The following is a 14953-nucleotide window of genomic DNA, read 5'->3' on the forward strand; positions in this document are numbered from 1 at the left end:
AAGCAATGGAAATCAATTTCCACTGCTTTTTTTATGATTAAGTATTTGATCATACCAACTTTTCAACATTTACGCTGCTATGAACTAAATATTGTTTCTAATCACTCTTTGCAACATCCCCACTGTCATTGACGTGCTAAAGGTGATAGGCACCGTACAAGGTCTTTGTATTCTTCCTCCAATTCGCTTAGGGATCCCTGGTATAGGTGTTTGTTTTTAACTTTAAATACTCCAGATTTAAGTAATTCCTCGATTAAGAATTGTCTTTTTTCCTGGATAGCTTCTCGATGGTTTTGATTCATTTCGAAACCCTCCATTCTTTTTCCTTCTTCTTTTTTACCCACATTTGCGATTATAAACTGTCCCTTGAAGGGAAAATGTCGAAAAATCGAATATTAACCCATTTTTAAATAAAATGTTATGAACGTTACCATATGTAAAAAACCGGGGTAATGGTCTTATAAATTTTTAATAAAATTGTTAGATTGGGCGAAATGTAATTAGTTATTATAGTCATTTTTCATCATAAAATCAAATTAGCATGCAAAAGGCAGCCTCTATTTTTAGAGGCTGCCTTGATTTGTTTCATTGAATNNCAATTTTCAAAAAACTATAAGGCAGATGATTTATCTGCATCATCAAAAGCAAAATCTGCTATTTTCACTCTAAAGAATCGAGTCTGGAACATTAAGTAGATCAAGCCGATTGCCACCCAGACGAGACCGCCAATTAAAGCATCTGCTTGCAGGTTATACCATAGAATTCCTGTTGTTCCTGCTCCAAGAATTGGCATGATGATGTAAGAGAAAATATCTTTTCCTGTTTTATATTTTTTATGACGGAATACAAAGTGAGCGATGACTGAGAGGTTTACAAATGTAAAGGCGATTAAAGCACCAAAGTTAATGAAAGATGAGATTAACTCCAGACTTGGAGCAATTGCTAGTAATGATACAACTCCAACAAGTATGACGTTAAACGCTGGTGTGCGGAATTTTGGATGGACATAGCTGAATAGTTTTTTTGGTAAAACTCCATTGCGCCCCATTACGAATAATAGTCGTGATACGCTGGCATGGGAGGCTAAACCGGATGCTACTGTTGCGGCAAAAGCACCAGCTAGAAAAACTAATTTAAAGAATTGCCCGCCAACATACAAACCGATTTCTGGTAACGTGTCATCTGTCACTTTAAAGTTCGAAACATCTGGAAATAGTGCTTGTGCAAAATAACCACAGACGAAGAAGATGGCACCACCGATAAATACGGTCAGCATGATCGCTCTTGGAAGTGTTTTCTGATCAACGGCTTCCTCTGCGTACATGGTAACGGCGTCAAAACCAATGAATGAGAAGCATACAACTGTTGCTCCTGTTAATATGGCTCCAAGATGGATGTTTGAATGGAACAATGGCTCTGTTGTTAGAATCGTTCCTTGCCCCATTCCATGTGAAAGTTTAACAAATGCTAAAACGATAAAAGCTGCGATTAGCACCACTTCAAAAACAACAAGGATTGAATTTAAGCTTGAAGTTTTCCCCATACTCCAAACATTTAACCCAGTTACCACGGCTACATAAATCACAACCCAAATCCATGCTGGAACCGATGGAAAAACAGATACCATATAAATACGAATGATTAGTGCGTTTACCATTGGCAGTAAAATGTAGTCTAAAAGAGCTGCCCAACCTACAATGAATCCAAGAAGTGGACTCATCGTCTCCCTTGTATAGGTGTAAGCGGAACCGGCACTTGGAAAGACCTGAACCATTTTTCCATAGCTAATCGCAGTAAATAGCATAACGACTAAAGCAGTAAGATACGCCAGAGGAACTACCCCATTTGTTTCATTCGAAACGATCCCAAACGTATCAAATACAATAGTAGGTGTCATATACCCCAAACCTAGACCCACGATCGCCCATAGACCAAGTGACCGTTTTAGTGTTGCTTTCTCCAATTTAATCATCTCCCTTATTCTTTTCAACTGGAAGCGTTTCCATTTTGTGTTAAATATTCTAGTTTTTTATGTAAACACAATGATGACCAGTTTTACCTATCCAATCCTCCTTTTAGCAAAAGTATTGAACTATTAAGAATAGTTGCAATTTTCATGCCAATTATAACTCGTACATTTTTGATTGTAAACTTTTTAGTCAGAATTCCTAACAAATAAATTAATCAACATAAAAATCATCTAAATATTTCATTGTTTTTATGGTCGATTTACTATGTCTTTTTGCATAATTTAGGCATGAGTGCATAATTGCCACTACGTAAAAAAACAACCATGACGGTTGTTTTTCATTTTCTTCTAGATCATAGGCTTGCCTGCATCAGGGGAAAGATTTGGATCCCCACCGCCAACAATAGTAAATTTCCCTTGTTGATGTTCCTCGTCCTCTATAAAAATGACATTCCCATTACCAGCATTTTCCTTTATGTAGCTGGGTATCTCTTGAGGTTGTGTTTCTTTTTCCACGATTTCACCACCCTTTTTGTGTGGTAGTGTTTATTTTTTTTCAAAATTTTATGCATGTAGGAATATAAAAAGTAGGGGCGCCTACTGCTGCCCCTACCATAATGGAATATATACTTTAAAGGTAGTACCCTTTCCTTTTTCACTTTCTACTTCTATTTTCCCTTTCATTCTTGCGACAATTTGGTAGCAAACCATAAGCCCCATCCCTGTTCCTTTTTCTTTTAAGGAGTAAAAAGCAGTACCGAGTCTGGCCAATTCAGCTTCTGACATCCCAATTCCAGTATCGTTCACTTCAATAATGCCGAATTCTTCGTTTTTATACACAGAAAGACTTAAAACCCCGCCATCCCGCATGGACTCAATACCATTTTTTACAATATTAATTACCACTTGTTTTAATTCACTTTGATTGCCTTTTATCATAATTCCATCTTCAAGATGGGTATTTAAGGAAATATTTTTCGACATAAACGCAAAGGTGTTCATTAAGTCAGCAACTTTCTTAGTCAAATCTTTGGCATCTACCTGCTCTACACGTTCAAGATCCGGTTTAGCCAGTGAAAGATATTCATTGATAATTTTCTCTGCGCGATTTAGTTCTTCAATCATCAATTTAATATAGGTTAATTCTATTTCGGATAAATTTTCCTTTGACAAAAATATTTGCAAAAAGCCCCTTACGACGGTCATAGGGTTACGTATTTCGTGAGCTACGGAGGCAGCCAATTGGCCAATTGCATTCATCTTCTCTGCTCGTTGCAGTTCTTTTTGTAGTCTTGTTTTTTCTATTATTTTTTCCATTTCATCGATGGCTTTCTCAACTTGGTGGACATTTTGATCCCTACTCGGATTAGTACCAAATTCCTTATAAGTATCCGACAGCCGTTCAAATAAAACCGCCAGTTGTGATGTCATCTGATTAAATCGATCCCCTAATTTCCCTAAGTCCGAATAATCAGGGATTTTAACTTTCACATTAAAATCTCCTGAACTTACCGCGTTGATGCCTGAAATAATTTCATTTAGCGGCTGAAGAAATTTTCGAAGCCCCCACCTTAGTGTAAAAAACATAATCATGGTGATGGTAATCAGTGCTATAAACAAATAGATGCTCGATTTCTTTTTGAAATGATTGATAAAGGTTGCGTCCACATCGACTGCTAAGACAGCAATTACTTTACCGTTTTCATCGATTAGAGGTTGAATAGAAGTAATCCATGTCCCGAATTCATCTTCATAAAGTTGCGTACTTACTGTCTTTTTTTCCGAAACTGCTTTGTTAAAGGCATAGAGAAATTCTGGTCCTACATTATATTTTGAAAATGGTTTTATTCCTAAGTAAACGTCTGAATCGTTAGTTGCAAGGAATGTTAATTTATCTTTATCCACTTTTTCTACATCCAGTATATAGCCTCCTATATATTTAGAATTCTTCTTCTGGATTAGGTTGACTAAATAGTTTAAATGGTCCGCTTCTGGTATATCTGGGTTTCTGGTTTCCTTGACCTTTTTTACTTCTTCAAGAGGAATCGTGGTACTCCAAAGACCCGCAATCCCCTTAGCACGGTCTGTCAATTGATTCGTTAACTGATTGGTCTCATAAAAAAAGGAAAAGCCGGCTGTCGAAACAACTAAAATAAATGTTATAAAGAAGGAAAAAAACAAAATTTTCCTGTATATTGGCAAATCTATCAATTTTTGCTTACACATAATAAATAAGTCCTTTCATATGCAGTTATATGACAAATTCGACGGACACATTCTAAATCCTTTGTCAACATTTGTAAGATTTAAAATTTTTGTTAGAATATTAACAAATTTGTAGCTGTATACCAGTGCGGTAAAGCAACCACCAAAAAAACCGCCCAGAGTTTGGGCGGTTATCAGCAAAAACGTTTAAAAGTATTTCAATGCATCTGGGTTTATCAGGGACCCAAGGTTGACGGCTTGATCAATCGGGGTTCCCATAAGAATTTTTTTTATGGGAACTTCAAGTTTTTTGCCGTTTAGGGTTTTGGGTAAATCCCCTACTTGAATGATTTGGTCAGGGACGTGGCGTGGTGAGCAGTTTTTTCGGATGGTGTTGTTGATCCGTGCTTTTACTTCGTCAGTAAGATCATCACCGTCCCTCACCACGACGTACAATGGCATGTAAGATTGACCTTCCGATTTTGGAATATCGACAACCAAGCTATCAACGATCTCTGGTACACTCTCAAGTGCACTGTAGATTTCACTTGTTCCCATTCGTATACCGCCACGATTGATCGTTGCATCCGAACGCCCATAAATGATGGCACTCCCTCTTGGAGTAATTTTAATAAAATCACCGTGACGCCAAATTTCAGGATACACATCCAAATAACTATCGATATAACGAGCCTTATTTTCATCATTCCAAAAGTAAATGGGCATGGACGGCATTGGCTCCGTAATGACGAGCTCGCCAATCTCATTGATCATTTCTTCACCATAATCGTTAAAAGCTCTGACAGCAGCACCTAAAGAGCGGGCTTGCAGTTCACCGGCGTACACGGGAACTAATGGAGAACCCCCGACAAATGCTGTGCAAAGGTCGGTCCCACCACTTGTGGAGAAGAGCCAAACATCCTCTTTGACTTTTTCATAGACCCACTGAAAACCACTGACCGGTAACGGCGACCCCGTTGAACCAATACTTTTTAGATGGGACAGATCAAATTGTTCTTTCGGTGTTAATTCTGCTTTCATGCAGGCAGTTAGGAAGCTGGCACTCGTTCCAAATACCGTCATTTTGGTTGACTCTGCGAATTTCCAAAGCCTCTCATAACCAGGATATCCGGGATTTCCGTCAAATAATAGAATCGTAGATCCATGAAGCAATCCACTGACCAACACATTCCACATCATCCATCCAGTTGTGGTAAACCAAAAAAACCGATCATTCTGCTTTAAATTATTTTGCAGCCCGCCCATTTTTAAATGCTCCAATAAAATGCCGCCTTGACTTTGAACGATTGCTTTAGGTTTACCTGTCGTTCCAGAAGAATATAGAATCCATAACGGATGGTCAAACGGAACAGCGTTAAAGCTTAGCTCGGCATCCCTATTTTGCGAAATCACTCTATTCCATAGGACCGAGTTGGTCAATCCACTTAGGTCCAAATCATCCTTTAAATGCGAAATAATGATTGTCTGTTTAACGGTCGGCAGTTCCTCTTGGATTCTCTTTACTAATTCTAATCTGTCGAAATCCTTTCCACCATAACGATATCCATCTACAGCAAATAACACTTTAGGTTCAATTTGTTTAAATCGATCAATCACGCTCATACTTCCAAATTCAGGGGCACAGCTCGACCAAACAGCCCCGATGCTGGCGCATGCTAAGAAAGCAGCTACGGTTTCTTGAAGATTGGAGACATAAGCTACCACTCGGTCCCCCTGCTGGACTCCTAATGATCTTAAATGAGCAGCAATTGCTGCCGTATTCTTTTTTAACTCAACCCAGCTGCATTCTCCTTGAGCACGAACCTCACTTTCAAAGATGATGGCCGGCTTTTCTTTGGTTGCGTTTCGAAAAATATGTTCAGCATAATTTAGGGTTGCTCCTGAAAACCAATGTGCTCCAGGCATTTTTTTAGCTGATAACACCTCTTTATATGGGGTTTTGGTTTGGATCTCATAAAAATGCCAAATTGCCGACCAAAAACCTTCTATACTGGTTACCGACCAATTCCATAATTCATCATAGGTTTCAAAATGCAGCCCTCGAGTTTCGCTTAGCCAATTCATAAATTTTTTCATATTTGATGCATCTTGAAGTTGTTGTGAAGGCTCCCATAACAGCGTCCCTTCTATTTTTTCAACCGTCATTCCCATCCCCTCCGAATCAACACCTATTAAAAAATATTCAACCATTTTGAAAACATTCATTTACCATATACGAGGTAAGCAACTTAATTCCCTTCTAAATATTCTAAATTTATTGATAATATTAATTCAATGCACGAATAGAGAATTAATGGTAAAATAGGTGACTGTTTAAAGTCACTATATTCTAAAAGACAGAAGGGTTTTCATTGTTTAAAGATAAGAGGATTCAATTTTTCTTTACGCTACTCATTGCATTTACTGGAGGGATCATATTTCATAAACTGAATACACCAATTCCGTGGCTGCTCGGGCCGATGACTGCTGTATTCATTGGCTCGAGATTTGGAAAGGTTCAGTTTTACTGGCCAAGCTGGATTAGAAATATCGGATTAGTCATTGTTGGCTATTCGATTGGGGTTTCTTTTACGAAAAAAGCACTTGTGCAAATTGTTGCTGAGCTACCATCCATGATCCTCATGACGCTATTGCTTGTATTATTTTGTGCAGGGATTGCTGTCGTCGTTTCGAAACTAACGGGTGTCGATTATCCTACGGTTTTGACGGGGAGTATTCCTGGCGGGCTTACTCAAATGCTGACCTTCGCAGAAGAAATGAAAGGGATCGATGTCACTACGGTTACATTCCTACAGGTGGCACGGTTAATGATGATTATCTTTTGTGTACCGTTTTTAATTTTTGGACCCCTCTTTCATAATGAAAATAAGTTAACTACGGGAATGATCCATTCCGAAGTAGCAGTCACGGATCCACTTTTTCCAAAAATACTTTTGTTTGCAGTCATATGCGTGGTATTTGCTTTTCTGACAAAAAAGCTCAGATTTCCAACTCCGTTTATGTTAGGGCCCATTCTCGGTACGGCTGCCGTAAATGTATCAGGATTTGCAGGTCCCGCCCTTCCATCGGCCTTATTGGATCTTTCCCAATTCATGATTGGTGGTTATATCGGTTTACTGTTAAAACCGGAAAAGCTGGAACACAAAGTCCGAATCATCAGCCTCGCCTTCATCAGCGGAATCACCATGATCATCGGCTCATTAGGACTAAGCTTACTAATCATGCACTTCGGTCACATCTCCCCCTCTACGAGCTTCCTAAGCATCGCCCCTGGTGGAATGGACCAAATGGGCATACTCGCCCACGAAATCAACGCCGACCTCTCCATGGTCACCGGCTACCAACTATTTCGGCTCTTCTTCATCTACTTTGCCGTACCGCCCATGCTTAAGTGGTTTTTTACAAAACAGGGTGACAGGCACCACAAAAAGACAAATTAGTGATTTTGTCCATCTGGGGTGGACAATTTGGATTTGTTACAGGTGGTGCCTGTCAGTTCCTCAAAATAGCTTAGTTTTTATCTATTATAATGGTTGGAAAATAGCTGGTCTTTGTGGTGTTCGTACAGGGTTTCGGCGTATTGTTCATGGAGTGCTTGTTCTAGGGATTTTTTTCTTTTGGTGATGATGATGGTGAGGAATAAGATGTGTATGGTCATGCTTATCACCTCCTTTTTGCTTTGTAATAAAACGACTGGTTGGTTTATTTTATTTGTAAAAAAAATAAAGTACGTTCAAACTGATTTTTCGACTATGGTTATTATGAATTAAAATAGACTATTCAGTCTACTTGCTAAATTTTACATTATAAATGAAGTTTTTTCAATTCCTAATCCTGCCTATTTTAAAAAATAAAAAAATGGCAAGCTTTTAATTCTTGCCATTTCTGCTAAAGTATTATTCTTTCTAAAAACATCTGCTTGAATTCATTCAGTACCTGTTTATAAGGGAAACCAGGGTAAATGGTTTGCAACATAATTCCATCGATCATGGACCAAAACATGTCGGCAAATATTTCAGGGTTTAATTCTGTTTTAAACTCCCCCGCCTTTTGCCCTTCCTCGATAATGGAGCAAAACATCTTAATAAAATATTCATGTCTTCGCACGTTTAACTTTTCGATTAGCTCTTGATTGCGGAAAGCATGAAGTTTAAATTCATCATGTACGACCAGTCTCCCGGTACTTTCCTGATTCACTTCATTGTTCAAATACAGATCAAACATAAAGTTCATTTTATCAACAGCGTTCGGATAGGTTGCCAACCTTTCCTTTAGTTCTTCGTAACTCTCTTCCGTACTCGTTTTCATTAATTCTAAATATATTTCATCCTTACTTTTAAAATAGTTATAAATAGCACCTTTACTGATTCCTGAGTGCTCAACAATATCATCAATGGTAGAAGGTTGAAACCCTTTTTTAGCAAAGCATGCCATGGCACTCTCTAGGATTTCCTTCTTCCTTTTTTCTTTATATGAATCAGACACGATGGGTGGCATGTTAAAATAACCTCCAAACCTCATATAAACGACTAGTCAGTTTGTTTTATTATAACGGGTTTCACTTCCCTGATGCAATCAAGGAATACTTTAAGCAGCGGCGAAAAAATTGGCGAAAAATAAGAGAAAATAACGATAGACTATTTTAAAAAGCCTGTTATAATGTTTCAATATAGAAGTTAAAATCAATAGAAGTTAAAAACACATTTATAAAGGTGGGCATTATGGGGAATACATGTAGATATGTTGTCAATGCTCTAGGTAAGGGTGGAGAAACATATTATACAAAATGCAAAGACAAACACGAATTACAGAAATGGATCACAGCAAATCAAGAAAAATTAATTATGAACGAACTACAAATAACCGATAAAAGCCAAAATCCATTCCTAAAACTATTCGGACTAAAAAAGCTATTTTAATAGAAAGTTGAAAAACGCCATTCTTCATGAACGGCGTTTTTTGTTATTCATTTCCATTTGGTGCTTGGCACCTTTTTTAGCAATTTGAAAAGAGCCGGGTGTTTCACCCAGCCCTTAATTCACAAGTCGGTTTTCGATGGTGTTCTTTTCTTCCCCTTCAATGAATTTGCGTTTTTGGATGTAGATGAGTCTAATTGAGAGTGCAATTCCAGCCGCTAGTAGACCAATGGTTAACCCGATCCAGTAGCCTTTTGCGCCAAGTCCTGTGTTGTTGGCCAAAATGTATCCAGCTGGGAGGCAAATAAGCCAGTACGCGATTAAGGTCATGATGAATGCTAAGTTAACGTCTTTATAGCCTCTGAGTGCAGCCTGTGCTGTTACCTGAATGGCGTCAGATATATGGAAGACCAGGGCAAGGATAAGAAAGTTGGCAGTAAGCGAGATGACAACAACCTCGTTCGAATATAAGCCTGCAACTTGATAGCGGAATACAACCACGGCTACACCGCAAATGATTGAAAATGCAACTGCTAGTACAACACCAAGCCAGCTGTAAATTCTTGCATCCTTGTAGCGTCGTGCTCCCACCTCAAATCCTACCAATACGGTTTGGGCCATTGAAATACTAGTTGGGATCATATATAAAAACGAAACAAAATTAAGCGCAGCTTGATAGGCCGCCACGGTCGCAACACTAAATTTGCTGATTAAAATCGTTACCACCGCAAACATACTGGTTTCGAAAAAAGTGGACAGTCCCATTGGAACCCCAATTTTCAGGATCTCTTTACATCTGATTAACGAAAATTCCTTCATATTACTAAAAACATCAAAGGAGGAAAAAGGTTCTTTCGTTTTTACAATAAAAGCAGTAAAAATCAAAAACACCCAATCTGTAATGGAAGTGGCATAACCTGCCCCTGCCCCACCAAGCTCTGGAAATCCCCATTTTCCAAAAATCAGGACATAATTAAAGAACAAATTAATTGGTAAGGAGGAAATCATGATAATCATGACCACACGTGTTTTTCCTAAAGCATAAATAAAGGATCTCAACACATTAAATAAAAATAATGGTAAAATGCCATAGCTTAATCCAATTAAATAATCATTCGCCGTTTGCTGGACGCTGGAGGGTAACTTCATCTTATCCAAAATAGGGTCCAATAAAAAGGTACCGGATAGGATGATGACCGCGGTAATTATGACCGAGAGATACAAACCATTTTTAACCACAGATGAAACTTCTTCTCCCCTTTTTTCACCCAAATATTGGGCGACTATCGGCGAAACTGCCAATAGGATGCTGCTTAAGCCGGTGAAAACCGGACTCCAAATCGATGAGCCGATCGCTACCCCTGCCAAGTCGATTGAACTATATTTTCCTGACATTATCGTGTTAAAAAACACCATAGAAAACATACCCAACTGGGTAATTAAAATTGGGATCAACAAAATCATAATTTGTTTTGTTTTTTCTTTTATCGTATATGTCTGTTTCATTGTAAGTACTCCTTAAATAATTGCATTCAAAATTACATTATACTCCTTTTTTGGGAGCAAAGGGTGAATTTTCTAAAAAAACATAAAAGAGCCTGGAATGTACCAAGCTCTTCAAACAGTTTCTTATGTGTGGTATGTTCCATGTCCGTGATGGAATCCATATCCCGGATAGTAATCCATGTGTCCATGGTGGTAACCGTAGCCCGGATAGTATCCACCGTGGCTGTGATGATAGCCGTAGCCTGGGTAGAATCCGCCGTGGCCGTGGTGAAAACCGCCTCCCGGGTAAAATCCTCCATGTCCGTGGTGAAAACCACCTCCAGGATAAAATCCGCCATGGCCGTGGTAAAATTCAGGTCCAAATTGCCCTCCAGGCATTCCCGGGGTAACACCTGGTATTCCCATCATTTGATTCATCTGTGCATCTCCTCCTCTATTTGTTCCAAGATAGTGTATGTGACTATCTTTCGGGAGGAATGGTTAAATGCCTATCATTTCGCTTTAATTGAAGAGGCAGGCACACTGAGTGGCTGGGTTCCTTCGTGTTTTTCCTTAATAAGAATGCCGCCAATCAAACCGAAAACTGAGAATACCACAGGAATAATAAACCCATAATGATAACCACCGCCCGCATAATCTGTATGAAAGTAATCGAGCACTTTTCCAAAAAAACTAGGTAAGAGTACAGCGCTTAAGAAACCACCTGTATTCGCGAATCCAGAAACCACTCCAACATCTTTAATCGAGAATGACTTTCGCACGACCGCAAAGGTTAACGCGCTTGCTCCATTTCCAAACCCGATCATCAAATAAAGAAGGATCAGCAAGATGTATGGGGGTTTCCCATCTAATAAAACAAAAGTAGTCCAACTTAGCAATACCATCGTATGTACTACCAAATAAGGACGTTTTATCTGATTAAGCCTGCTTGAAATCCAGCCGGTATATGGTGCCCCAACTAAGGCTCCGATTAAACCAACCATCACAAGCTGACTGGATTCTAACCGGCTCATTCCATAAATCGTCATTCCATATGGAACGGCCCATGAACCGATAAAACCTACATAGGACCCAACAAGGCCGAAATGGCAAAGGAAGGTAGCCCATGCTTGACGATCTTTCATAATCCGTATTAGCAAATAAATGACGTTTTCCCGCTTTTTCTCTTTATTTACTGGACTAGGCTCTGATTTAAACATTTGCTTTGGCTTTTTTTCCAGAATGATATACAGTGCTGCCCCACAGAGACAAAGGATTAGCCCAACGGTGGAAAACGGTGTTCTCCATCCAGATACTGCTATCCATGCAGAGAACGGAACGGTTGCTGTTAAAAATCCAAGACCGCCTGTCATTCCGGCAAAACCTAGTAGTTTCACAAACTCGTTAACTCGGAACCATTGGCTTAAAATTAACACTAAATTAATCCAAATCGTTGCATCGCCGATTCCTGCCAGCAGTCTTGCCAAAATAAGAAGGAATTCATTTGATGCTACGCTAAAAATCAACACTCCAAGTCCATTCAATACTGCACCAATAATTAGAAATCGGTTTGGTCCGTAGCGATCTGATAAAATTCCGATTGGGATTTGCAATCCGGCATACGCGAAAAATTGTATACTTGTCAGGATGCCAAGGAAGGAGGCGGACAGATGGAATTCCTTCATTAATTGATCAGTAATAAGCCCTGGAGCTGTCCGTTGACTGACAATTAATCCATAAGTAAATAATACAGCTATATACACACCCCATCTGTATGTACTTTCTTGCTTTTTCAATGTTCCATCTCCTACTGCTTTTATTTTTTTCTATTATACTTTATTATTATTTCGCAAATCAAAATATCATAAATACCATTGATATGAATGTACCCATTAAAACATTTTTCATCTTTAAAATGTAAATATCAATAGAAAGTATTTTCCAAAAGGCTCTGTTAAATGATTATGTTGACATTTGAATATAACGAACTTTTGTTCTATAATGATTTTATGAAACGGACAAAAGTGAGTGGTTCTTATGGCATTAATGGACATCATTAAGGAAATTCAAAAACTTAATACCGCAGACCAACTTCGTTTGAAAGATTTTTTTGCGAAATCCCTTGTGGTATCTGCGAGTGAACCTGTATTTAAAGAGGTGTCCGAGCAGAAACATAAAAATGGCTACACTTGCACTCACTGCCATTCGAATAATGTTGTCCGATTTGGAAAATACTCTGTCAAAGTTGGAATGAAAACAATGGAACGGCAGCGTTATCGCTGCAAAGATTGCAGAAAAACTTTTACTGATGTCACAAACACCCCTTTACGCGGGTCACACCTTCCACATAAATGGCTGGATTTTATTCAGTGTATGATTGAAGGGTACTCTTTACGCAAGGCATCTGAGATGATTGAAGTTCATTACGTCACCCTTTTCTATTGGAGGCATAAGATTTTATCCGCATTAAAACAAATGGATTTCGACCAATTTGCTGGTATCGTTGAAATGGACGAAACCTATTTCTTATTCTCTGAAAAAGGTAAACGGAAAATTGATGGGCGTAAAGATCGTAAAAGTGGTGGAGCTTCTCAATTTCGAGGTATTAGCAGAGAGCAAGTCTGTGTGTTGATTGCCAGAGACCGTCAAAAACTGACGTATTCCAAAGTGATAGGGCAAGGGCGTATTGTAAATCACGTTTAGAGAAGGCAATCGGCTCCAAGCTATCCAATTCTAATATCCTTTGCACCGATGCGTGGCGAGCATTCAAAACCTATGCAAAAGATAAAGGATTAGAACATTATCCTTTCAAATCGGATGGGAAGGAGCGAGTCAAAGGGCTTTACCATATTCAAAATGTCAATAATTATCATAGCTTTCTGAAAGGTTTGATGGACGTTTTAATGGTGTGGCAACGAAATTCCTCTACCATTATTTGAGTTGGTTTCAATTCCTGGATGTAATCAGATTCCGTAATGATTCTACAATGGTAAGTAAAATGGTGATAGATAGTTGTTTGTTATCCACCAATGCTACTTATGAGAGATTAAGATTATCGACATTTAAGTTAGAGAGAGAGATATGTTAATTAAATAATAATTTGATGGGGAGTTTGTAAAAGATGTACTATTTCTGGGTTTTCATTTCACTTTTAGTTTCAGCGTCCCTCACCTGGATTTTCTTTCCTAAGCCATTTGGTGAATTCCCTCTTTTTGGTGATGTCTCAACCTTAGTATTTATACCAGCTTATTTTGTCTTATTTAGCGTAATTTTAAATGTGTCGATGTGGATTATAAAATACAGAAGAATTAAAGTAGTTGTTCTGTTTCTTTTATTATTGCTACTTGGTGTTTCTTCCGTATTATTATTTAGACTGAATTATGGTCAATCAACTTCTTATTTCTTAACCATTATTGGGCTAATTTTAGGTTTCGCTCATTTTTCTTTATCAGAGGTTTTACGAAGGAGGAGGCAATAAACTAATTGCATTAGGTGCTCTGTACTTCAATAAAGTAAAATCAAGGACCTAAAATTTGTCCTTGATTTTATATGATTATCAACAATATTGTTTAACAGAGCCTTCCAAAAAAAATAGGCTCCGCTATGGAGTCCTATTATTTTTTTGTTATTTTAGAGGGATTGTTGATTTTGTAGGCTACCGGTTGATCGATGATGAATTCCTCTTCGACATCTTTCCCTTTAGCAAGTTTTTTCGGTGCTACTTTTCCGTCAAATTCCAGTTTGTCCCCGGGTGCCAGCTCAAATTTTTTCAATGTTTTGCTGTGACTACACCAAGCGAGGCCCAGTTCAAGCGGTGATTCCTGATCAATCTGCACATTTTCTAACACCACTACCTCATCGTTTTCTTCATTAAAAGGATTATAAGTCAGGGCAAATTGCTTCACGGAAGCTGTAAAGTGTACCTTATCGGTCGGTAGCTCAAGTTTTGGAGCTTTCTCCTTTTTGGGTTTCGCTGCTGCTTTTTCAGGTTTAGCAGTTTTCTGTTCTGTTTTAGATTCAGGTCTAACTTGTGTTGTTACCGTACTTTCGAGCTCAATCACACTTTCTTTTCCAAAGCCTGATTGCTGCATTTCTTTCAGGTAGGCGGGCTGAATGCAGCTCAAGTTCCCATCAGGAAATTCAATGACAAGCGTGTTGTAATCACTTGAGATACCGTAATTTTCATAGCCCTTAATGGTCACGAGACATTGATAACTGCGGTCCTTATACCAGAATTCTTTTTTTCCTGCCGCCAGGCCCCATTCCTTAAGTTTTTCTTTATAATGATTATCATCCAAAAAGGTGTTGTACTCTCCTTTTGGAGGTATGTATTGAGTTGGTGCTGTGGTTTCCATTT

At 38.5% G+C, this 14953-nt stretch carries 13 protein-coding genes and 1 pseudogene; 3 read left to right on the forward strand and 11 right to left on the reverse strand.

Annotated elements, in window-relative coordinates; translation table 11 throughout:
* Positions 1-125: 125 nt before the first annotated feature.
* The 5 genes from V7083_RS20200 to V7083_RS20220 form a co-directional block, all read right to left on the reverse strand.
* Positions 126-302, reverse strand: coding sequence for a Fur-regulated basic protein FbpA (locus V7083_RS20200; RefSeq protein ID WP_335481297.1), 177 nt, complete (start codon positions 300-302; stop codon positions 126-128).
* Between the two features lie 308 nt (positions 303-610).
* Positions 611-1972, reverse strand: a complete 1362-nt coding sequence (locus V7083_RS20205) for an APC family permease (protein WP_335481299.1) — start codon at positions 1970-1972, stop codon at positions 611-613.
* A gap of 345 nt (positions 1973-2317) precedes the next feature.
* Positions 2318-2485, reverse strand: a complete 168-nt coding sequence (locus tag V7083_RS20210; RefSeq protein WP_335481301.1) for a hypothetical protein — start codon at positions 2483-2485, stop codon at positions 2318-2320.
* Positions 2486-2578: 93 nt separating this feature from the next.
* Positions 2579-4195: an ATP-binding protein gene (locus V7083_RS20215; protein ID WP_335481303.1), complete on the reverse strand. Its 1617-nt coding sequence runs from the start codon at positions 4193-4195 to the stop codon at positions 2579-2581.
* A 186-nt stretch (positions 4196-4381) separates the two neighbouring features.
* Positions 4382-6340, reverse strand: coding sequence for an acetoacetate--CoA ligase (locus V7083_RS20220; protein WP_335481305.1), 1959 nt, complete (start codon positions 6338-6340; stop codon positions 4382-4384).
* Between the two features lie 206 nt (positions 6341-6546).
* On the opposite strand from V7083_RS20220, the gene V7083_RS20225 reads away from it, so the two are divergent.
* On the forward strand, positions 6547-7635 hold the full coding sequence (locus V7083_RS20225) for an AbrB family transcriptional regulator (protein WP_335481307.1): 1089 nt from the start codon (positions 6547-6549) through the stop codon (positions 7633-7635).
* 77 nt (positions 7636-7712) lie between these two features.
* Here V7083_RS20225 and V7083_RS20230 read toward each other — a convergent pair whose 3' ends face one another.
* Both V7083_RS20230 and V7083_RS20235 read right to left on the reverse strand, forming a co-directional pair.
* The gene (locus tag V7083_RS20230) at positions 7713-7853 is read right to left on the reverse strand and encodes a YrzI family small protein (protein WP_335481309.1); all 141 of its coding nucleotides are present in this window, start codon (positions 7851-7853) and stop codon (positions 7713-7715) included.
* Between the two features lie 230 nt (positions 7854-8083).
* The gene (locus V7083_RS20235) at positions 8084-8692 is read right to left on the reverse strand and encodes a TetR/AcrR family transcriptional regulator (protein ID WP_335481311.1); all 609 of its coding nucleotides are present in this window, start codon (positions 8690-8692) and stop codon (positions 8084-8086) included.
* A 224-nt stretch (positions 8693-8916) separates the two neighbouring features.
* On the opposite strand from V7083_RS20235, the gene V7083_RS20240 reads away from it, so the two are divergent.
* Positions 8917-9114: a hypothetical protein gene (locus tag V7083_RS20240; protein ID WP_335481313.1), complete on the forward strand. Its 198-nt coding sequence runs from the start codon at positions 8917-8919 to the stop codon at positions 9112-9114.
* A gap of 114 nt (positions 9115-9228) precedes the next feature.
* Here the strand turns inward: V7083_RS20240 and V7083_RS20245 are convergent, their stop codons facing one another.
* The 3 genes from V7083_RS20245 to V7083_RS20255 all read right to left on the reverse strand — a co-directional run bounded on the left by V7083_RS20245 (position 9229) and on the right by V7083_RS20255 (position 12392).
* The gene (locus tag V7083_RS20245) at positions 9229-10617 is read right to left on the reverse strand and encodes an MATE family efflux transporter (protein WP_335481315.1); all 1389 of its coding nucleotides are present in this window, start codon (positions 10615-10617) and stop codon (positions 9229-9231) included.
* Positions 10618-10740: 123 nt separating this feature from the next.
* Positions 10741-11034, reverse strand: coding sequence for a hypothetical protein (locus tag V7083_RS20250; protein WP_335481317.1), 294 nt, complete (start codon positions 11032-11034; stop codon positions 10741-10743).
* A 74-nt stretch (positions 11035-11108) separates the two neighbouring features.
* Entirely contained in the window at positions 11109-12392 is a 1284-nt protein-coding gene (locus tag V7083_RS20255) for an MFS transporter (RefSeq protein WP_335481319.1), read from the reverse strand.
* A gap of 241 nt (positions 12393-12633) precedes the next feature.
* On the opposite strand from V7083_RS20255, the pseudogene V7083_RS20260 reads away from it, so the two are divergent.
* A pseudogene (locus tag V7083_RS20260) lies at positions 12634-13684 on the forward strand (IS1595 family transposase).
* A 526-nt stretch (positions 13685-14210) separates the two neighbouring features.
* Here V7083_RS20260 and V7083_RS20265 read toward each other — a convergent pair.
* On the reverse strand, positions 14211-14951 hold the full coding sequence (locus V7083_RS20265; protein ID WP_335481321.1) for a hypothetical protein: 741 nt from the start codon (positions 14949-14951) through the stop codon (positions 14211-14213).
* Positions 14952-14953: the final 2 nt, after the last annotated feature.

Origin of the sequence: Bacillus sp. JJ1764, assembly GCF_036962145.1 — a bacterium.
In the GTDB taxonomy this organism is placed as follows: domain Bacteria; phylum Bacillota; class Bacilli; order Bacillales; family Cytobacillaceae; genus Neobacillus.

Coding starts and splice junctions, on each gene's coding strand:
- V7083_RS20200 (WP_335481297.1), bottom strand. CDS start 302: ATGAATCAAAACCATCGAGAAGCTATCCAGGAAAAAAGACAATTCTTA.
- V7083_RS20205 (WP_335481299.1), bottom strand. CDS start 1,972: ATGATTAAATTGGAGAAAGCAACACTAAAACGGTCACTTGGTCTATGG.
- V7083_RS20215 (WP_335481303.1), bottom strand. CDS start 4,195: ATGTGTAAGCAAAAATTGATAGATTTGCCAATATACAGGAAAATTTTG.
- V7083_RS20220 (WP_335481305.1), bottom strand. CDS start 6,340: ATGACGGTTGAAAAAATAGAAGGGACGCTGTTATGGGAGCCTTCACAA.
- V7083_RS20230 (WP_335481309.1), bottom strand. CDS start 7,853: ATGACCATACACATCTTATTCCTCACCATCATCATCACCAAAAGAAAA.
- V7083_RS20235 (WP_335481311.1), bottom strand. CDS start 8,692: ATGCCACCCATCGTGTCTGATTCATATAAAGAAAAAAGGAAGAAGGAA.
- V7083_RS20240 (WP_335481313.1), top strand. CDS start 8,917: ATGGGGAATACATGTAGATATGTTGTCAATGCTCTAGGTAAGGGTGGA.
- V7083_RS20245 (WP_335481315.1), bottom strand. CDS start 10,617: ATGAAACAGACATATACGATAAAAGAAAAAACAAAACAAATTATGATT.
- V7083_RS20250 (WP_335481317.1), bottom strand. CDS start 11,034: ATGAATCAAATGATGGGAATACCAGGTGTTACCCCGGGAATGCCTGGA.
- V7083_RS20265 (WP_335481321.1), bottom strand. CDS start 14,951: ATGGAAACCACAGCACCAACTCAATACATACCTCCAAAAGGAGAGTAC.